This is a genomic window from Bradyrhizobium sp. USDA 10063, from assembly GCF_054063735.1.
This window is the reverse complement of record NZ_JBSSGP010000002.1, coordinates 6,897,673-6,916,715: the sequence shown is the minus strand read 5'-3', so window position 1 is coordinate 6,916,715 and position 19,043 is coordinate 6,897,673. Positions and strand designations below refer to the sequence as shown.

The following is a 19,043-nucleotide window of genomic DNA, read 5'->3' as shown; positions in this document are numbered from 1 at the left end:
ATGGCTAGAAGTGATAGTTCACGCCGGCACGGATGACGCCGAAATGGTAGCCGTTCGATGCGCCGGTGATGATGAAGTTGCTGCTGGCGAGATCGACATAGAGATATTCGAGCTTGGCGCTCCAGTTCGGTGCAAATCCCATTTCGGCGCCAAGGCCGGCGGTCCAGCCGACATGGGTGTGGGACTCCGACAGGCCGAAGGTCTCGGCGCGCAATTCGCCGAAGGCAAGGCCAGCGGTGGCGTAGAACAGCACGTTCTGGAACGCGTAGCCGCCGCGGCCGCGGATGGTGCCAAACCACGGGTTGGAGAATTTCCACGGCGCAAAGGTTTCTTCCGCACCGGTGGCCTGGATGTCGCCTTCGGCGCCGAACACCCACGGACCGTTGGTCCAGTTGTAACCGATCTGCGCGCCGCCCGCGAAACCCGATGGCTTGGCCGGGTTGTTGTCCACGCCACCCCAGGCATAGCCGAGATTGCCGCCGAGATAGGGTCCCGCCCAGCTCAAGGCGTTGAGCGGCTGGTTGACGGTGTAGGGCGCACGATAGCTGAGGTCGGCCGCCGCTGACGACGTCGTCCACCCGGCAATGATCAGCGCCAGCAGGCGCAGGACTAACCGCTTCATCGCAAGCACTCCACAACACGCAACAGCCGCGACCCGCCGGTTGCGAGGGCCGGCGTGGTTACGGAATTCACTGGTTTTTCGGGAGGATTTATCGAAAGTTTTAAGTTAAAGGCCTGTTAAGGGCGCCTGTCGCCCACCCGTCAGTCTTAATGGAGTGTTACCGGCGCGGGCTTTCCGCTCGAAGCCCGATGCTGGCGATGGCGGCCGGCAGCGCCTAGTTTAGGCCCATGGATCACGATTCTACCGACCATCCGAAGGCGTCCGTCCCCAAGGGAACGCGCCACGGCCAAAAATCAGATTTGCCGCCGCAGGATCTCGCGCTCGTCACCGGCGACGTCGATCCGGCGACGTCTGCCACGGAGGACGACGAGGACGCCAGGCTGCCCGAGGTTCCCGAGGAACCGGCGGAGGCCGTCGCCGAGGGTACGCTCGCGGTCGGCCATGCCGCGATCGAGAATGCGGTGCGGCTCGCTCCGACCTCGCCGGGCGTCTACCGCATGCTCAATGGCGCCAACGACGTGCTCTATGTCGGCAAGGCGAAGAATGTCCGCAAACGACTTTCTTCCTATGCCCGGCCCAACGCGCCGCTGCCGGCGCGCATCCTGCGCATGATCGCGGCGACGGTGAACGTCGAGATCGTCTCGACCACGACCGAAACCGAGGCGCTGCTGCTGGAGGCCAATCTCATCAAGCAGCTCCGGCCGCGCTTCAACGTGCAGCTTCGCGACGACAAGTCGTTTCCCTACATCCTGATCACCGGCGACCATTGGGCGCCGCAGATCCTGAAGCATCGCGGCGCGCAGACGCGCCCCGGGCGCTATTTCGGCCCGTTCGCCTCCGCCGGCGCCGTCAACCGCACCATCACGGCGCTGCAGCGCGCGTTCTTGATTCGCTCCTGCACCGACGGCTTCTTCGAGAGCCGCACCCGGCCCTGCCTGCTCTACCAGATCCGCCGCTGCTCCGGCCCCTGCACCGGCGAGATCGATTTCCCCGGTTATGGCGAACTGGTGCGCGAGGCCACCGAGTTTCTGTCCGGCCGCAGCCACGCGGTGAAGCAGGAGCTTGCCGCCGAAATGGAGAAGGCTTCCAGCGAGCTCGAATTCGAGACCGCCGCGCTCTACCGCGACCGCCTCGCCGCGCTTTCGGCGATCCAGTCGCAGCAGGGCATCAACCCGCGCACGGTGGAGGAAGCCGACGTGTTCGCCATCCATCAGGAGGGCGGCTATTCCTGCGTCGAGGTGTTCTTCTTCCGCACCGGCCAGAACTGGGGCAACCGCGCCTATTTCCCGCGCGCGGAAAAGTCGTTCACATCAGAGGAGGTGCTCTCCTCTTTCCTGGCGCAGTTCTACGACGACAAGCCGCCGCCGAAGCTCATCCTGCTCTCGCACGAGGTCGAGGATGCCGCGCTGCTCGCCGACGCGCTGTCGGTGAAGGCCGGGCGCAGGGTCGAGGTTTTAGTCCCCAAGCGCGGCGAGAAGAAAGAGCTCGTCACCCATGCGCTGACCAATGCCCGCGAGGCGCTCGGCCGCAAGCTTGCGGATACTGCAACCCAGGGCCGCCTGCTCGAAGGCATGGCCACGACGCTTGCCCTGCCGCAGGTACCGAAGCGCATCGAAGTCTACGACAACAGCCATATCCAGGGCACCAACGCGGTCGGCGCGATGATCGTGGCCGGTCCCGACGGGTTCATGAAGAACCAGTACCGCAAGTTCAACATCAAGTCCGAGGGGCTTACGCCCGGCGACGACTACGCCATGATGCGGGAGGTGCTGGAACGGCGCTTCAAGCGGCTGCTGAAGCCGGCCGAGGGCGATGCGGCCAAGGTCAAGGCGGATGACGATTCCTTCCCGCAATGGCCTGACCTTGTCATCATCGACGGCGGCCGGGGGCAATTGAACGCGGTGAAGGAGATTTTCGACCAGCTCGGGCTGACCCAGGTATCCCTGATGGCGGTGGCAAAGGGGCCGGACCGCGACGCCGGCCGCGAGACGCTGTTCATGCCCGGCCGCGAGGCCATCAAGCTCGAGCCGCGCGATCCCGTGCTGTACTTCATCCAGCGGCTTCGAGATGAGGCGCACCGTTTCGTGATCGGCTCGCATCGCAAGCTGCGGAAGAAGGACATCCGCGAGGCCGGCTTGCAGGAAATTCCCGGCATCGGCCCCTCGCGCAAGCGCGCGCTGCTGCATCATTTCGGAACGCTGAAGGAGATCGAACGCGCCTCGATCGCCGACCTCGGCAAGGTTCCCGGCGTCAGCGCCGAGAGCGCGCGAAAGATTTTCGAGTTTTTCCACGCCCAGCCGGGAGGCTAAAGGGATGGAGTCATCAAGGCGTCGCCTGCGGGGGACCATCTTGTGCGCGCACGGTTGACCTTGACGCTTCAGCGGTATTGGTAAGACGGATGAACATGGCGACGACACGGGGGCAGCCCAAGACCCTGTCCCTTCCGAATATCCTGACCTACGCCCGCATCGCCGCCATCCCGGTGGTGGTCGGCTGCATCTATGTGCAGGCGATCCTGGACGGCCCGCTATGGCTGCGCTGGGTGGCGGTCGCGATCTTCATTGCGGCCGGCATCACCGATTACCTCGACGGCTATTATGCCCGGATCTGGAACCAGCAATCGGCGTTCGGCCGGATGCTGGACCCGATCGCCGACAAGCTGCTGGTCGCCTCCTGCCTCCTGATGCTGGCTGCCGACGGCATCATCCACGGCTGGACGCTGTGGGCCGCGATCGTCATCCTGTGCCGCGAGATCCTGGTGTCGGGCCTGCGTGAATATCTCGCAGGCCTGCGCGTCAGCGTCCCCGTGACCAAGCTCGCCAAATGGAAGACCACGGTGCAACTGGTCGCGATCGGATTCCTATTGGCCGGCGAGGCCGGCGATCAGGTGGTCCCGGTGGTCACCCTGATCGGGCTGGCGCTGCTGTGGATTTCCGCCATCGTCACGATCTATACCGGCTACGATTATTTCCGCGCCGGCATCCATCATCTCATCAAGGAGGATGAAGGATGAAGGTGAAATATTTCGCCTGGGTGCGCGAACGCATCGGCAAGGCCGAAGAGACCATCGAGCCGCCGGCCGAGGTGGGCACCGTCGGCGAGCTCATTGAATGGCTCGCCGGGCGCGACGAGGCCTCCGCCTATGCCTTCGAGAAGCCGAAAGTGATCCGCGCCGCGATCGACCATGCCCACGTCAAGCAGGACGCCGCGATATCAGGCGCGCGCGAGATCGCGTTCTTTCCGCCGATGACCGGCGGCTGAGCCAAGAGCTGAGCCAAGACATGACCGCGATTGCGACCATCCGCATCCAGGAAGCCGATTTCGACATCGCGCAGGAGATTGCCGCGATCGGCAAGGGCCGCACCGATATCGGCGCCGTCGTCAGCTTCGCCGGCATCTGCCGCGGCAGCGAGGACGGCGAGCCGATCGCGGCGCTGACGCTGGAGCACTATCCCGGCATGGCGGAAGCCGAGATCAGGCGCCATGCCGAGGAGGCGATGTCGCGCTGGCCGCTATCCGGTCTTACCGTCATTCACCGGGTCGGCCGCATCACGCCGGGCGAGAACATCGTGCTGGTGGTCACGGCGTCGCAGCACCGGCAGGCCGCATTCCAGGCCGCCGAATTCCTGATGGACTACCTGAAGTCCAGCGCGCCGTTCTGGAAGCGCGAGGAGAGCGCGCGGGGATCGAGTTGGATCGAGGCCCGCGACCAGGATGACGCGGCGGCCGCGCGCTGGACCAAATCCTGATGGCCAAGCGTACCACGCCGGCCGCCACGCGCGGCCGACCTCCAGCGAAATCTCCGAAAGTCGCGGCCGGCGAGCTCAAGACGCTGCTCGATTTCGTCCGTTATGCGGTGAGCCGCTTCGCCGAGGCCAAGCTCGTGTTCGCGCACGGCACCACCGATCCCGTCGCGGAAGCCGCTTTCCTGGTCTGCGAAACCCTGCACCTGCATCCCGACCAGTTCGACCAGTTCGCCGGTGCGCGCGTCACCGCGCATGAGGGCGGCAGGATCCTCGACCTGATCGAGCGCCGGATCGCGACGCGAAAGCCGGCCGCCTATCTCGTCAACAAGATCTACATGCGCGGCCTGCCCTTCTATGTCGACGAGCGCACCATCGTGCCGCGCTCCTTCATCGGCGAACTGCTGGACTCGCATTTCGGCGGCGACGAGGAGGAAGGCGGCTCGCTGATCGACGATCCCTTATCCGTCGTCACCGTGCTCGACCTCTGCACCGGCTCCGGCTGCCTTGCGATCCTCGCCAGCCGCAGTTTCCCGAATGCCGACATCGACGCGGTCGATATCTCGAAGGACGCGCTGGCGGTCGCCGCGCGCAACGTTCGCGACTACGGTCTTGAGGACCGCCTGACGCTGCACCAGGGCGACCTGTTCGAACCGCTCGAGGACAGGCGTTACGACCTCATCATCTCCAATCCGCCCTATGTCGATGCGCTCGGCATGGCCTCGCTGCCGCGGGAATGCCGCGCCGAACCGAAGCTGGCTTTCGACGGCGGCGCCGACGGGCTCGACGTCGTCAGGCGCATCCTCAATGAGGCGCCCCAGCACCTGACCGCGGAAGGCGGGTTGCTCTGCGAAATCGGCCGCGGCCGCGAGCTTCTCGAAGCAACCTACCCGCAATTGCCGCTGCTTTGGCTCGATACCGAGGATTCGGAAGGCGAAGTGTTCTGGATTGGCGCAACCGATCTCATGTCGGTTTGACGCGAACCGGCATCCACTTCGCGCGAAAACGCTGTGTAATGCAGTGCAACGCGGCGGAAATATCGCAGCTCACGCCGTTCACGTGGGGCAGCGAAGCTGATACTTTCGAGGCAAATCAGCTCACCGCCATCAACGAGGCCCCCATGCTGGACAAGAGCCCCCGCCCCGCCGCCGTCAACGTTCCCAACGACCTGGCCGCACACTGGATGCCGTTCACCGCCAACCGTGCGTTCAAGAAGCAGCCGCGGCTGCTCGCCGGCTCCAAGGACATGCACTATTTCACCGTGGACGGCCGCCAGATCATCGACGCCGCCGCCGGCATGTGGTGCTGCAATGCCGGCCATGGCCGCACCCAGATTTCGGAAGCGATCGCCAAGCAGGCGGCGGCGATGGACTATGCGCCGCCGTTCCAGTTCGGCATCCCGCAATCCTTCGAACTCGCCAGCCGCATCGCCGACCTTGCACCTGAAGGGCTCGACAACGTGTTCTTCTGCAATTCGGGCTCGGAAGCGGCCGACACCGCGCTGAAGATCGCGCTGGCCTATCACCAGATCAGCGGCCAGGGCAGCCGCATCCGCCTGATCGGCCGCGAGCGCGGCTATCACGGCGTCGGCTTCGGCGGCACCTCGGTCGGCGGCATCGTCGGCAACCGCAAGCTGTTCGGCTCGCTGCTCACCGGCGTCGACCATCTGCCGGCGACCTATGACCGCGAGAAGCAGGCCTTCACCAAGGGCGAGCCGGACTATGGCGTGCATTTCGCCGACGAGCTCGAGCGTCTCGTCAACCTGCACGGCGCCAACACCATCGCCGCCGTCATCGTCGAGCCGATGGCGGGCTCGACCGGCGTGCTGCCGGCGCCGAAGGGCTATCTGAAGCGGCTGCGCGAGATCACCGAGAAGCATGGCATCCTGCTGATCTTCGACGAGGTCATCACCGGCTATGGCCGGCTCGGCTTTGCCTTCGCTGCGGAGCGCTATGGCGTGACGCCCGACATGATCACCTTCGCCAAGGGCATCACCAATGGCGCTGCGCCGATGGGCGGCGTGATCGTGCGCGGCAACATCCACGATGCCTTCATGAACGGGCCGGAACATGTGGTCGAGCTGGCCCATGGCTACACCTATTCGGCGCATCCGCTGGCCTGCGCCGCCGGCCTTGCGACGCTCGACATCTACCGCGAGGAGAAGCTGTTCGAACGCGCGAGCAAGCTCGAGCCGAAATTCGCCGATGCCGTGATGTCGCTGCGCGACCAGCCGAACGTGGTCGACATCCGCACCGTCGGCTTGACCGCCGGCATCGACCTCGCGCCGATCGCCGATGGTCCCGGCAAGCGCGGCTTCGCCGCACTCAACAGCGCCTTCCACGACAACGACCTGATGCTGCGGATCGCCGGCGACTCGCTGTGCCTGACGCCGCCCTTGATCGTCAGCGAGGACCAGATCGGCGAGATCGTCGACAAGGTCGGCAAGATCATCCGCGCGGTGGCGTAACGCGCGATTTTGCTGGAGCTCGCGGCCGTCATTGCGAGCGAAGCGAAGCAATCCATAGCGCCGCTTGTGGAAGCATGGATTGCTTCGTCGCTTCGCTCCTCGCAATGACGGGCGGTGAGGTTCTGATTCGAATGTCAAACAGCTTCTCTGTCATCGTCCGGCTTGACCGGACGATCCAGTATTCCAGAGGCGCCTGAGCTTAAGTTGAGAGGCCGCCGGATACTGGATGCCCCGCCTTCGCGGGGCATGACGGTGGAGCGAGGTGCGAGTCCGCGTTCTCGCGGCGCATTACGCCCGAGTTTTGCGTCTCGTTTCACCCTCTCATCGATCAGAGGGCGCAGGGAAAGCCGGGTGCCGGTTGCACCCGTGGGCCCCGTGCAACAAAAAGCACGGGGGTAGGACCACAGGTCAACCGGAGCAACACCGGCTTTCCCTGCGCGATGGTTTACGGCTTACTTCGTGCTCTTCCCGGTGACCGGGCTTTCTTGCCACCGTCACTTCGTTAGAAGCTTAGCGCCAGCGTCGGGGCGCCAGAACCACACGACTTCGCCGTCCGTGAGTGCCACGCTCGTCGGTCGTGACACTCTCGTCCACCGCATCTCACCGCAACGTTCGTGACGATCGCGAGCCGCCCCTCATTCGGGTGAGACGCGGGGAGTTAAATCACTGATTTGCCCGACGACGGAAGCGGAATGTTTTTTGTGCGAGGGGTGGACAGGCCAAATCACGTTGAAATCACTGGCTTAATTCGTCTCGCCACGCATGCGCTGCCAACCCTTCATGATGAGAAGGCCGAGGTCGCCGACACGCTTGGACCCGCGGCTTCTTGAGTCTCCAAAGAACGTTAGCCTGCCGAATCAAACTTGATGGTACAGTGGTCCCGCTTGGGGGAGCGCAGACAGACCGCGCCAAAAGGGGCCCGTGTTTTCCCGGGTGGGACAGCCGAGGTGGATAGCCAAACTTGAGGATGTAACGCGCGCGACATGATTCGCATTTCGACGATCTTCATCGCCATCTGCATGGTGCTTGTCGCGGCCTCGCTTGGCCTTGTGCTCTATTCGGTGGTGGGCATCAGCGGGACCGAATCGGCAATCGTGGCGCTGACCGCGTTGACGTTCCTGATCCTCTACAGCGCCGTGTCGATGCGGCTGCGCGACCGCTCCGACGTCGGCGGCCAGATCGCGGACCTCTCCCGCGGCACCGCCGATCTCGCCCGCCAGGTCGGCGAATTCGGCCGCAGGCTCGCCGCCGTCGAGGGCCGCGTGGTGTCGGCGAATTCCGCAAGCGCCGACCGCCTCCAGGCCGTCGTCGGCGAAATCAACGAGCTCGGCAATCTGGTCAAGCAGCTCGCGGGCTCCGTCGCCAGCCATGAAGACATGCTGGCAACCGCCGCGGCGGCCACAGCGATCGCGCCTTCGAGCAAACCGGCCGCAGAGCCTGAACCGGAGCGACGCCCTGCTACTTCAGCCCCGGCCGCCGGCGCCGTGTGGAGCGCCGCCGTCCCGACGACGGCCCCACAGGTTTTCGCGGCACCGGCACCGGCGGTATCAGCCCCGGCCGAGGCCATCGCGGTCTCGCGTAGCCAGACTCAGTTCGTCACCGCCATCAAGAATGCAATCGACGGCAACCGGCTCGACATCTACCTGCAGCCGATGGTGACGCTGCCGCAGCGCAAGGTGCGTTACTATGAGGCGGTGACGCGGCTGCGCGACGAGCGCGACCAGATCGTCGCCGCCGATGATTTCATCGGCGCGGCGGAAGCCGGCGGCCTGATCGGGCGCATCGACCACATGGTGATGCTGCGCTGTGTGCAGGTGCTGCGCCGGCTGATGGTCCGCAACAAGGACGTCGGCGTGTTCTGCAACGTCTCGGCAGCGACGCTCGGCAACACCGTCAATTTCACCCAGTGCCTCGATTTCCTCGAAGCCAATCGCGCGCTCGCGCCGTCCTTCGTGCTCGAATTCAAGCAGTCGACCTTCCGCAATCCTGGCCCGACCGAGAGCGAGCATCTGGCCGCGCTGTCGCAGCGCGGCTACCGCTTCTCGATCGACCATGTCAGCGATCTCCGTTTCGAGCCGCGCGAACTCGCCGACCGCGGCGTGCGCTTCATCAAGGTGCCGGCGGCGTTGCTGCTCGATCCCGGGCAGAGCTCGACCTCGGATATTCACCCCTCAGACCTCTCCGACCTGCTCGGCCGCTACGGCATCGATCTGATCGCGGAGAAGATCGAGGGCGAGCGCGCCGTCGTCGACCTGCTCGACTACGATGTCCGGTTCGGCCAGGGGTTCCTGTTCGCGCCGCCGCGGCCATTGCGGCCCGAAGGCGCATCTGCTACCGCCGGGGCCTCTTCGCCCAAGCCGCAGGAAGCCAATGGCGCCAGCACTACCCCCTCCCAGAATAGCCCTGCTATCGACCCGTCGCCGCGGGCTACCGGTAACGCCGCGCTCGCGCGCCGCGTCGCGGGCCCGGGCTAAGGTATGATGCGGCTGGCGCGAATTGCATCCGCGACGGATGCTACGCCCCCTCTCCCGCGTGCGGGAGAGGGCTGGGGTGGGGGTGTCTCCGCATTGGGACTCCCCGAGTGGAGAGAGCCCTCACCCGGCGCTGCGCGCCGACCTCTCCCGCAAGCGGGAGAGGTGGAACCAACTCGCCACAGACTCAACCCAATGGCATCAGACACCAGAAAACACGCGCGATCATGACCTCACTTCACTTTGTCGAGGGGCTGCGCGATGTCGTTGGCGACGTGGAAGTCATTCTGTCGGACGTCTGGGGCGTGGTGCACAACGGGCTCGAGTCGTTTCCAGAGGCCTGTGAGGCGCTGCACACGTTCCGCCAGCAGGGCGGCACGGTCATCCTCATCACCAACGCGCCGCGGCCGGCCGACTCGGTGCAGCGTCAATTGCGCAAGCTGGGCGTGGCCGACGAGACCTATGATGCGATCGTTTCTTCCGGCGACCTGACCCGGCATTTCGTTGCCGAGCATCCCGGCAAGAAAATCCACTGGGTCGGCCCGGAGCGCGACTCCTCGATCCACCGCGGCCTCGATGCGCCGCTGACGGCGCTCGAGCAGGCCGATTACATCATCTGCACCGGCCTGTTCGACGACGAGACCGAGACTCCGGAAGATTATCGCGCGATGCTCCTGAAGGCGCGCGAACGCAAGCTCTCACTGATCTGCGCCAATCCCGATATCGTGGTCGAGCGTGGCGACCGGCTGATCTATTGCGCGGGCGCCATCGCCGAGCTCTATCGCGAGCTTGGCGGCGAAGCGATCTTCTACGGCAAGCCGCACCAGCCGATCTACGAGCGCGCGATGCAGCTCGCGGCCGAGCGGGCCGGCCATCCGGTCGAACTCAATCGTGTGCTGGCGATCGGCGATTCCGTGCGCACCGACATTGCGGGCGCCAAGGGCTTTGGCGTCGACTGCCTGTTCGTGACCCGCGGTATCCATTCCGAGCAATTCGAAGGCGTCGACCAGCTCGATCCGGCCTCGGTGACGGAGCTGTTCGGCCACCCGCCGAAGGCGCTGATCCGGGAGTTGAGGTGGTGAAGGCAGTCGCCGCTGCTCTTGTGGGAATGACGGCCTCTCCCACGTCGTCCCGGGCTTGACCCGGGACCCATAACCACAGGGCGAAGTTTTCGAGCGCGCTGGAACGACAACCGTGCGTAACAACAGCGCCCTGTGGTTATGGGTCCCCGCTTTCGCGCTAGGGCATGCACGGATGTCTGAGGCTCCATCCGACTGCGGCGGCATGGAAGTATTCCAGGCCGTTTTTGAAGGTGATCGGGCCTGGTGGCTTGGATGATCGATAGCCATCCCAGCCGCCGAGACGACCGATGATCCAGGCGGCCCAGGCGAGGCTGTGGGATGGATGCGGGTTTCTCAGCCGTTTGCTCCTGGTTTCGAGCTGCTGATTGAGGGCAGTAAGCGCGGCGACCTCGCTGGCGTTGAAGGCAATGTGGACCGACTGTGGGCTGCCGTTGCGCGCTTGCAGGAGTTGGATGGTGATGACGGCGGCCTTGGCTGCGATGGCGACCAGTTTGAGCAGCCGGTTGGCGGTGCCGATTTGGCTGTCTTCGAGCCGGAAGCCTTGCGTCTTGAGGACGCGGAAGAACTGCTCGATGATCCAGCGCTGTTTGTACCATTCGACAATGCGCCAAGCGTCTTCTGTATTGGCGATCTGATGCGAGGTGAGAAGCCGCCAATGCAGCGGCTCGACCCCGGCTCCGGCGTTGACCTCGCGCACGTCAACCACGGCCAGCGGCAAGCTTTTCGGTAAATGGCGCAGGAACTTGGTCTGCGGTCGAGCGAGCTCGGTTGCGCCAAAACGGAGTTCGAGGTGAGCCGAACGTGCAGGCCGCTGTGGGCGTGCAGGCAGCTCGATGGTGCGCCGATCCACCACCGTCATGGCGTCGCTGGCCGCATACAAGCCGTCGCCGGAGGCCAGCTTGCGATCATGCATGCTGCGGGCGATCACGTGGTAGTGCTGCTCGGCCGCACTGGCATAAAGGGCGAAGATGTCGCTCTCGCGGTCGCCGAGCACGGTCACCATCGCGGCGCCGGCGAGCAATGGCTTGGCCGCAAGCGCAGTGGATATCCAGCGCTGCGATTCCTTGTCCGACAATTCGCGCGAGTCATGCGAGACGGTGCGGCGACCCTCGCGCGTCCACACTTCGCCGCTCACAAGTCCAAGGCAGGCGCCGTTGTCCGCATCGACCGCCAGCAGCGGATGCAGCAGCACGCCATGGTGATTGCCCTTGCCGATCTCCCCGAGCCCACGCCGATGGTGTGGCGTGGTGTTGAAGTGGATCTCGCTGGTGTCCTGGATCGCCAACACATGGCGGCCCGCGACCGCCGCAACCGTGCCTTCGCTCCAGCTCTCGATAATGCGCTCCGTCGTCACCTTGGCGTGGCCGAGAAAGCGGTTGAACCGCACCTCCAGCGCGCGGTCGCCCTTGGCAAGCCGCCGCAGGCAAACATCCTTGCCCGCAACCATGCGTTCGACGAGCGCCGCCCCCCTTTATCGAGACGACGATCCCCGAACCGGCCCAACGTCCAGTCAATCCGTGGCAACATGGCGGCACCTCCGTCAAATCGAAGTGCCGCAATAGAGATCACACAGATTCCCGATTCTGGAATCCCTCACACCCGCCCCGAGTCAATCCGTCGCACCAGATACGTGCATGCCCTAGCGCTTTCGCGGGGACGACACCGGGGGATTTACGCCGTCGCCATGTCGGGGAAGACCGCCTCGATCTTGGTCTTCAGCGTCGCCGCATTGAACGGCTTGACGATGTAATTGTTCACGCCGGCCTTCTTGGCCGCGATCACGTTCTCGGTCTTGGATTCGGCCGTGATCATGATGAAGGGCGTGGTGGCGAGGTTGGGGTCGGCGCGGACTTCCTTGAGCAGGTCGTATCCGGTCATCGGCTCCATGTTCCAGTCGGAGATCACGAGACCATACTTCTTGCCGCGCATCTTGTTCAGCGCCGCGGAGCCATCGGAGGCATCGTCGATGTTCTCGAAACCAAGCTGCTTCAGAAGATTCCGGATGATGCGGATCATGGTGCTGTAGTCATCGACCACCAGAACCGGCATGGACAAATCAACCGCCATCTTCTCTCCCCCAAACACGCCACTGACGCTTGCACGAAAAACCCAACAGGCCTGCGCGACCCGCATTCCTCGCCCGAAGCTGTAGCATCAGGCGTTAAACAGCGCGTTAACCGGCTTGGGGCGGATTGCATCCGTTTTGACGTGATTTCGCCCGCTTGACTTCGATGGCGTAGGCAAGCCACCGTCCGGCCACTCGATCATGATCCGATTGGAAGGAATCGGACGATGATCTCATCTCTTTGTCTGAGCATGATCTTTCGGAAGACCGGTTTCCACTTTGCGCTAACGCGGCCCGCCGGGTCCGGATCATGCTCTAATCGAGCCTTAAGAATTCCTGAAGAACGCGCGAGAAAATGACGACCGGTTTTAGTGTTATCCGCGACAATACCCCCCAGAGCGCGATCCCGAGAGGGGCCGTGGTGGCGATGGGCAATTTCGACGGCGTCCATCTCGGCCACCGCGCCGTGATCGAGGCCGCCCTGCAAATGGGCAAGGCGCATGGGAAACCCGCGCTGGCGCTGACGTTCGAGCCGCATCCGCGCAGCTTTTTCAGCCCGAACAGCCCGCAATTCCGCCTGACCGACGAAACCAACAAGCTGCGCCTGCTTGCAGGCACCGGGCTTGCGGGCGCCGTGGTGATGACCTTCGACAAGAACCGGGCCGGCACCAGCGCGCAGGATTTCATCCATCACGACCTGATCGGACGGCTCGGGATCAGCGGCATCGCCGTCGGCTACGATTTCCATTTCGGCAAGGGCCGGGTCGGCTCGCCGAGCCTGCTGGTCGCCGAAGCCCCGCGGCTCGGCATCGAGGTCGACGTCCAGGCCCATGTCGATATCGAGGAGCGGCCGGTTTCCTCCAGCGCCATCCGCATGGCGCTCGCGGAAGGCCAGATCGCGGACGCGACCGCTATGCTCGGCGGCCCCTGGTTCGTCACCGGCGAGGTGATCCATGGCGAGAAGCGCGGCCGCGACCTCGGCTATCCCACCGCCAACATCCGCCTCGACAAGAATTGCGGCCTGAAGCACGGCATCTATGCGGTGCGCGTGGGTCGCGGTTCGGAGCGGATCGATGGCGTCGCCAGCTTTGGCCGCCGCCCGACCTTCGACAATGGCGCGCCATTGCTCGAAGTGTTCCTGTTCGAGTTCAAGGGCGATCTCTACGGCAGTGTGCTCGACGTCGCCTTCATCGGCTTCATCCGCGATGAGCTGAAATTCGACAACATTGAAGCGTTGATCCGCCAGATGGATGACGACAGCGCCCGCGCCAAGGCGCAGCTCGCCGCTGCCCCTGAGGCATTCCCGAAGCTCGGAGCGATCGATTGAGCAAGACCGAAAAAGAAAAGATGCTGGCGGGCGAATTGTATCGTCCGGGTGACCCGGAACTGCAGGCTGATGCCGCCGCCAACAAGGCCTGGCTCGCGCGCTACAACGCCGCGCTGGCCGCGCCGGCATCCGAGCGGCATGCGCTGCTGTCGGAACATTTCGGCCGTGTCGGCAAGGGCGCCGTGATCCGTCCGCCGTTCTTCTGCGACTATGGCTACAACATTCATGTAGGCGAGGAGGTCTTCCTCAATTTCAACTGCGTCATTCTCGATATCGTCGAGGTCGTCATCGGCGACCGCACCCAGATCGGGCCCGCCGTGCAGATTTATGCCGCCGACCATCCGCGGGACGCCGAAACCCGGCGCAGCGGCCTTGAATTCGGCCGCCCCGTGCGGATCGGCCGGGACGTATGGATCGGAGGCGGTGCCATCATCCTGCCTGGCGTCTCGATCGGCGACAACGCCGTGATCGGCGCCGGCAGCGTGGTCACCCGCGACGTCGCCGCGGGCCAGATTGTCACCGGAAATCCGGCCCGACCGCGACCGTGATAAACCAGACGTGCTGGCGCCGGGCTTTGCGATTTCCTGTTCCGGCTGCTATGGAAGGCCCCATGTTGATACGGCGCACCATCGGCATTAGCGGCCCGGCTTCCGCCTGAGCTCTCAAGGCTCGGCGCGAGACCGGGATTTTCATGTTCCTCCCGCGATAGATCGCTAAACGCGCCCATCCTGGCCAAGCCTGACCCCAAAACCTGATCCGATGTCCGAAAAGCCGCAAAAGTCCGACGCCAAAGACTATTCCAAAACCCTGTTCCTGCCGCAGACCGAATTCCCGATGCGCGCCGGCCTGCCCCAGCGGGAGCCGGAAATCCTGAAATATTGGAACGAGATCGACCTTTACGAGAAGCTGCGCCAGTCCGCGAAGGGCCGCGCCAAATTCGTGCTGCATGACGGCCCGCCCTATGCCAACGGCAACATCCATATCGGGCACGCGCTGAACAAGATCCTGAAGGACGTGGTGACCAAGAGCCAGCAGATGCTGGGCTTCGATTCCAACTACGTGCCGGGCTGGGACTGCCACGGCCTGCCGATCGAGTGGAAGATCGAGGAGGAGAACTACCGCCGCAAGGGCAAGCAGAAGCCGGATTTCCGCGACTCCGCAGCCATGGTGGCGTTCCGGAAGGAATGCCGCGCCTATGCGACGCACTGGATCGACGTCCAGCGCGAGGAATTCAAGCGGCTTGGCGTGATCGGCGACTGGGCGCACCCCTACGCCACCATGAGCTATCCGGCCGAAGCCCAGATCGCGCGCGAATTGATGAAGTTCGCCGCCAACGGCACGCTCTACCGCGGCTCCAAGCCGGTGATGTGGAGCGTGGTCGAGAAGACCGCCCTGGCTGAAGCCGAGGTAGAGTACGAGGACTACACCTCCGATATGGTGTGGGTGAAATTTCCGGTCACCTCGCCCGCGCATGGCGTGCTGGCGAATGCGAGTGTCGTGATCTGGACCACGACGCCATGGACGCTACCCGGCAACCGCGCCATCAGCTTCTCGCCCAAAATTGCCTATGGCCTCTACAAAGTCACCGATGCGCCAGCCGACAACTGGGCGAAGACCGGCGATCTCCTGATCCTCGCCGACGCGCTCGCGGAAAGCGTCTTCAAGCAGGCGCGCGTCACCGCCTACGAGAAGGTGCGCGAATTGCCCGCCGACACGCTCGATGCCGTCGAGGTGGCGCATCCGCTGAAGGGCTTCGCCGGCGACTACGAATTCACGGTGCCGCTGCTCGCGGGCGATCACGTCACCGACGACACCGGCACCGGCTTCGTGCACACCGCGCCGGGCCACGGCCGCGAGGACTTCGACGTCTGGACGGCGAATGCGCGGGAACTGGAAAGCCGCGGCATCAATCCCACGATCCCCTACACCGTCGACGAGAACGGCGCCTTCACCCATCAAGCCCCGGGCTTCGAAGGCAAGCGCGTGATCAACGACAAGGGCGAGAAGGGCGACGCCAACGAAGCCGTGATCAAGGCGCTGATCGAGCGCGGCATGCTGCTCGCGCGCGGACGGCTGAAGCACCAATATCCGCATTCCTGGCGCTCGAAGAAGCCGGTGATCTTCCGTAATACGCCGCAATGGTTCATCGCGATGGACAAGCCGATCGCAGACGACGGCAAGGCAAAGCCAGGCGACACGCTGCGCGCCCGCGCGCTGCAGGCGATCTCGGTGACGCAATGGGTGCCGCCGGCGGGCCAGAACCGCATCAACGGCATGATCGCGAACCGGCCCGACTGGGTGATCTCGCGCCAGCGCGCCTGGGGCGTGCCGATCGCCGTGTTCGTGCGCGAGAAAGGCGACGGCTCGGCCGAGATCCTGCGCGACGAGACGGTGAATAAGCGTATCGCCGACGCCTTCGAGCAGGAAGGCGCTGATGCCTGGTACGCCGACGGCGCGCGCGAGCGCTTCCTCGGGTCGCTTGCCAATGAGGACTGGAAGAAGGTCGACGACATCCTGGACGTCTGGTTCGACTCCGGCTCGACGCACGCCTTCGTGCTGGAAGACCCCGTGCACTTCCCGGGCCTTGCCGGCATCAAGCGCAAGATCGACGGCGGCGACGACAGCGTGATGTATCTGGAAGGAAGCGACCAGCATCGCGGCTGGTTTCATTCCTCGCTGCTCGAGAGCTGCGGCACGCGGGGGCGTGCGCCGTATGACGTCGTGCTGACCCACGGCTTCACGCTGGACGAGAACGGCCGCAAGATGTCGAAATCGCTCGGCAACACCGTCGAGCCGCAAAAGGTGATCAAGGATTCCGGCGCCGATATCCTGCGGCTGTGGGTCTGCGCGACCGACTATTCCGACGACCAGCGCATCGGTCCGGAAATCCTGAAGAACACCATCGAGACCTACCGCAAGCTGCGCAACACGGTGCGCTGGATGCTCGGCACGCTGCATCACTTCACGCCTGGCGAGAAAATCGCCTATGGCGAGATGCCCGAGCTCGAGCGGCTGATGCTGCATGAGCTCGCCGGCCAGGCCGCGATCATCCGCAAGGCTTACGCCGAATTCGACTACAAGACCGTGGTCGCAAGCCTCGCCACGTTCATGAATACGGAATTGTCGGCGTTCTATTTCGACATCCGCAAGGACACGCTCTATTGCGACCCGCCGTCCTCGATCGCGCGCAAGGCGGCGCTGACCACGATCGACATGATCTGCGACGCGGTCCTGAAATGGCTGGCGCCGGTGCTGAGCTTCACCGCCGACGAGGCGTGGCGGATGTACGAGCCGGACGCGGAGCCTTCCGTGCACCTGACGCTGTTCCCCGAGGGGCTGGAGAAATTCCGCGACGAGCGGCTGGCCACCAAATGGGAAACCGTCCGCGACATCAGGCGCGTCGTCACCGGCGCGCTCGAGATCGAGCGTGCGGCCAAGAACATCGGATCGTCGCTGGAGGCCTCGCCGCTGGTCTATGTTTCTGATCAAGAGTTGCTCGACACGCTGTTCAACGTCGACCTTGCCGAAGTCTGTATCACCTCGAACGCGATGGTGACCAACCAGGACGCGCCGGAGGATGCATTCCGCCTGAGCGACGTGCCTGATGTTGCCGTGGTGGTTGAGAAGGCGGTCGGACGCAAATGCGCGCGGTCGTGGAAGATCCTGCCCACCGTCGGCGAGGATGCCGAATATCCCGACGTCTCCCCGCGCGACGCGCAGGCGTTGCGGGAGTGGAAGGCATTGGGCGTTAGCGTCTAAGTTCTCGTCGTCCCGGCCTTGAGCCGGGACCCATAACCACCGCTGTCCGGAATAGGCGATGGCAGATGACGCAGATTCGTTCAGACAACTTCCGCCTGGGGTTATGGGTCCCCGCTTTCGCGGGGACGACACTGTGTTGGGTGGCGCTCGCCACATGACCACTCCCCTGCGCGCCGGCATCATCGCGGCCGTCATCACGCTGATCCTCGACCAGGCGTCGAAGCTCTGGCTGTTGTTCTCGTTCGACCTCGCCCGGCGCGGCGTGGTGAAGGTGACGCCGTTCTTCGACTTGGTGCTGGCCTGGAACGTCGGGATCAGCTTCGGCTGGTTCCAGAGCGACAACCCGACGGCCCAGTTCCTGCTGATGGCGGTCAAGGCGATCGCCGTGGTGGCGCTGGCGATCTGGATGGCGTACTCGCGTACCCTTCTCGCGACCATTGCGCTGGGGCTGATCATCGGCGGCGCGATCGGCAATGCGATCGACCGCTTCGCCTACGGCGCGGTGGTCGATTTCGCCCTGTTTCACGTCCAGATCGGGGAAAAGACCCTCAATTGGTACGTGTTCAACCTCGCGGATGTGGCCATCGTTGCCGGGGTAGCGGCGCTATTGTATGATTCTTTTCTGGGGGTACCCGCCGCAAAAGCGCCCTGATCGCGGTCGATACGGCTTTGCAAGCGGGTAGGATTTCAAGGGCGGAGCCGCGCCTAAGCCGGTGATCGCCTTACCGAATTTTAATGAGTGGGGAAGAGCGCGATGCGCCAAGCCAACGCCTCGGAAACCAACACCTCGACTGCCTGGAAAGCGCTGATGCACGGATTGCGGCTCGCCGCGGTCGCCGTCGGCATCGGCCTTGTGATGGCCGCAGGCCCCGTGCGGGCCGGCGACGATGAGGACGACGAGGACGACAAGACCTTCGAAGAGAAGGTCATCGAAGGCATCATGAAGGGCCTCGGCGGCACCAACATGGAAAACCGCGGCATCGACTATCGCGAGCGCTCGCCTCTGGTCGTGCCGCCTAACCTCAACCTGCCCGCGCCGGCGGCTTCCGCCGAGGCCAAGGTGCCGAACTGGCCGAAGGACCCCGACGAGCAGCGCCGCAAGGCGGCAATCGCGGCACGGAAGAACACGAACAAGGATCCACGCGAGGCCAGCCGCGTCCTGACGCCGAGCGAGCTCGCGCAGAAGAGCGACAAGAAGTCGAGCGGCGGCGAGTCGGTCGACCAGCCCGGCGGCAACCCCGGCGCCAGCGCGATCCTTTCGCCGGAGCAGCTCGGCTATAAGGGCGGCTTCAGCGGCCTGTTCGGCGGCAGCAAGACGGAGACGGCGACCTTCAAGAGCGAGCCGACCCGGGAATCCCTGACCCAGCCGCCGCCCGGCTACCAGACGCCATCGCCGAATTTCGCCTATGGCACCGGGCCGAAGGAATCGCTGAACAAGGAATACAACCCGTCCCAGGGCAAGTATGGCGATTAATTAACCTCGCCTCTCGCCTTCGTGAGGATGGCC

The 19,043-nt window shown here is 64.4% G+C and carries 16 protein-coding genes; 13 read left to right on the top strand and 3 right to left on the bottom strand.

What is annotated here, in order from left to right:
• Positions 1–4 precede the first annotated feature (4 nt).
• On the bottom strand, positions 5–622 hold the full coding sequence (locus ACVJGD_RS34585; protein ID WP_456638400.1) for an outer membrane protein: 618 nt from the start codon (positions 620–622) through the stop codon (positions 5–7).
• A gap of 227 nt (positions 623–849) precedes the next feature.
• On the opposite strand from ACVJGD_RS34585, the gene uvrC reads away from it, so the two are divergent.
• The 8 genes from uvrC (at position 850) to ACVJGD_RS34545 (ending at position 10,385) form a co-directional block, all read left to right on the top strand.
• Positions 850–2,931, top strand: coding sequence for an excinuclease ABC subunit UvrC (gene uvrC, locus ACVJGD_RS34580; RefSeq protein ID WP_456638399.1), 2,082 nt, complete (start codon positions 850–852; stop codon positions 2,929–2,931).
• An 89-nt stretch (positions 2,932–3,020) separates the two neighbouring features.
• Complete coding sequence (gene pgsA / locus ACVJGD_RS34575) at positions 3,021–3,635, top strand: CDP-diacylglycerol--glycerol-3-phosphate 3-phosphatidyltransferase (RefSeq protein WP_456638398.1); 615 nt, start codon at positions 3,021–3,023, stop codon at positions 3,633–3,635.
• Positions 3,632–3,883, top strand: a complete 252-nt coding sequence (gene moaD / locus ACVJGD_RS34570) for a molybdopterin converting factor subunit 1 (protein ID WP_456638397.1) — start codon at positions 3,632–3,634, stop codon at positions 3,881–3,883. Before pgsA ends, moaD begins: the two co-directional genes overlap by 4 nt.
• Positions 3,884–3,903: 20 nt before the next feature.
• On the top strand, positions 3,904–4,371 hold the full coding sequence (locus ACVJGD_RS34565; RefSeq protein ID WP_456638396.1) for a molybdenum cofactor biosynthesis protein MoaE: 468 nt from the start codon (positions 3,904–3,906) through the stop codon (positions 4,369–4,371).
• Positions 4,371–5,342 (top strand): 50S ribosomal protein L3 N(5)-glutamine methyltransferase, encoded by a 972-nt coding sequence (gene prmB / locus ACVJGD_RS34560; protein WP_456638395.1) that lies wholly within the window; start codon positions 4,371–4,373, stop codon positions 5,340–5,342. The genes ACVJGD_RS34565 and prmB overlap by 1 nt, the downstream gene beginning before the upstream one ends.
• Positions 5,343–5,485: 143 nt before the next feature.
• Positions 5,486–6,832 carry an aminotransferase class III-fold pyridoxal phosphate-dependent enzyme gene (locus tag ACVJGD_RS34555; RefSeq protein WP_456640465.1) on the top strand — a complete coding sequence of 449 codons (1,347 nt, stop codon included), beginning with the start codon at positions 5,486–5,488 and terminating at the stop codon, positions 6,830–6,832.
• A 983-nt stretch (positions 6,833–7,815) separates the two neighbouring features.
• On the top strand, positions 7,816–9,306 hold the full coding sequence (locus tag ACVJGD_RS34550) for an EAL domain-containing protein (protein ID WP_456638394.1): 1,491 nt from the start codon (positions 7,816–7,818) through the stop codon (positions 9,304–9,306).
• A gap of 224 nt (positions 9,307–9,530) precedes the next feature.
• The gene (locus tag ACVJGD_RS34545) at positions 9,531–10,385 is read left to right on the top strand and encodes a TIGR01459 family HAD-type hydrolase (RefSeq protein WP_456638393.1); all 855 of its coding nucleotides are present in this window, start codon (positions 9,531–9,533) and stop codon (positions 10,383–10,385) included.
• Positions 10,386–10,542: 157 nt separating this feature from the next.
• Here ACVJGD_RS34545 and ACVJGD_RS34540 read toward each other — a convergent pair whose 3' ends face one another.
• Both ACVJGD_RS34540 and ACVJGD_RS34535 read right to left on the bottom strand, forming a co-directional pair.
• On the bottom strand, positions 10,543–11,832 hold the full coding sequence (locus ACVJGD_RS34540; RefSeq protein ID WP_456635696.1) for an IS4 family transposase: 1,290 nt from the start codon (positions 11,830–11,832) through the stop codon (positions 10,543–10,545).
• Between the two features lie 224 nt (positions 11,833–12,056).
• Positions 12,057–12,452, bottom strand: coding sequence for a response regulator (locus ACVJGD_RS34535; RefSeq protein WP_016844467.1), 396 nt, complete (start codon positions 12,450–12,452; stop codon positions 12,057–12,059).
• Positions 12,453–12,805: 353 nt separating this feature from the next.
• On the opposite strand from ACVJGD_RS34535, the gene ACVJGD_RS34530 reads away from it, so the two are divergent.
• The 5 genes from ACVJGD_RS34530 (at position 12,806) to ACVJGD_RS34510 (ending at position 19,010) form a co-directional block, all read left to right on the top strand.
• Positions 12,806–13,777 carry a bifunctional riboflavin kinase/FAD synthetase gene (locus ACVJGD_RS34530; protein WP_456638392.1) on the top strand — a complete coding sequence of 324 codons (972 nt, stop codon included), beginning with the start codon at positions 12,806–12,808 and terminating at the stop codon, positions 13,775–13,777.
• A complete protein-coding gene (locus ACVJGD_RS34525) occupies positions 13,774–14,325 on the top strand; it encodes a sugar O-acetyltransferase (protein ID WP_456638391.1) in 552 nt (183 codons plus the stop codon). The genes ACVJGD_RS34530 and ACVJGD_RS34525 overlap by 4 nt, the downstream gene beginning before the upstream one ends.
• 211 nt (positions 14,326–14,536) lie before the next feature.
• Entirely contained in the window at positions 14,537–17,536 is a 3,000-nt protein-coding gene (gene ileS / locus ACVJGD_RS34520) for an isoleucine--tRNA ligase (RefSeq protein ID WP_456638390.1), read from the top strand.
• A gap of 154 nt (positions 17,537–17,690) precedes the next feature.
• Entirely contained in the window at positions 17,691–18,188 is a 498-nt protein-coding gene (gene lspA, locus ACVJGD_RS34515; RefSeq protein ID WP_456638389.1) for a signal peptidase II, read from the top strand.
• 102 nt (positions 18,189–18,290) lie between these two features.
• Complete coding sequence (locus ACVJGD_RS34510) at positions 18,291–19,010, top strand: hypothetical protein (protein WP_456638388.1); 720 nt, start codon at positions 18,291–18,293, stop codon at positions 19,008–19,010.
• Positions 19,011–19,043 lie beyond the last annotated feature (33 nt).

Coding starts and splice junctions, on each gene's coding strand:
- prmB (WP_456638395.1), top strand. CDS start 4,371: ATGGCCAAGCGTACCACGCCGGCCGCCACGCGCGGCCGACCTCCAGCG.
- ACVJGD_RS34585 (WP_456638400.1), bottom strand. CDS start 622: ATGAAGCGGTTAGTCCTGCGCCTGCTGGCGCTGATCATTGCCGGGTGG.
- ACVJGD_RS34545 (WP_456638393.1), top strand. CDS start 9,531: ATGACCTCACTTCACTTTGTCGAGGGGCTGCGCGATGTCGTTGGCGAC.
- moaD (WP_456638397.1), top strand. CDS start 3,632: ATGAAGGTGAAATATTTCGCCTGGGTGCGCGAACGCATCGGCAAGGCC.
- uvrC (WP_456638399.1), top strand. CDS start 850: ATGGATCACGATTCTACCGACCATCCGAAGGCGTCCGTCCCCAAGGGA.
- ACVJGD_RS34565 (WP_456638396.1), top strand. CDS start 3,904: ATGACCGCGATTGCGACCATCCGCATCCAGGAAGCCGATTTCGACATC.
- ACVJGD_RS34535 (WP_016844467.1), bottom strand. CDS start 12,452: ATGGCGGTTGATTTGTCCATGCCGGTTCTGGTGGTCGATGACTACAGC.
- ACVJGD_RS34540 (WP_456635696.1), bottom strand. CDS start 11,832: ATGGTTGCGGGCAAGGATGTTTGCCTGCGGCGGCTTGCCAAGGGCGAC.
- ACVJGD_RS34510 (WP_456638388.1), top strand. CDS start 18,291: ATGCGCCAAGCCAACGCCTCGGAAACCAACACCTCGACTGCCTGGAAA.
- pgsA (WP_456638398.1), top strand. CDS start 3,021: ATGAACATGGCGACGACACGGGGGCAGCCCAAGACCCTGTCCCTTCCG.
- lspA (WP_456638389.1), top strand. CDS start 17,691: ATGACCACTCCCCTGCGCGCCGGCATCATCGCGGCCGTCATCACGCTG.
- ACVJGD_RS34555 (WP_456640465.1), top strand. CDS start 5,486: ATGCTGGACAAGAGCCCCCGCCCCGCCGCCGTCAACGTTCCCAACGAC.
- ACVJGD_RS34530 (WP_456638392.1), top strand. CDS start 12,806: ATGACGACCGGTTTTAGTGTTATCCGCGACAATACCCCCCAGAGCGCG.
- ileS (WP_456638390.1), top strand. CDS start 14,537: ATGTCCGAAAAGCCGCAAAAGTCCGACGCCAAAGACTATTCCAAAACC.
- ACVJGD_RS34550 (WP_456638394.1), top strand. CDS start 7,816: ATGATTCGCATTTCGACGATCTTCATCGCCATCTGCATGGTGCTTGTC.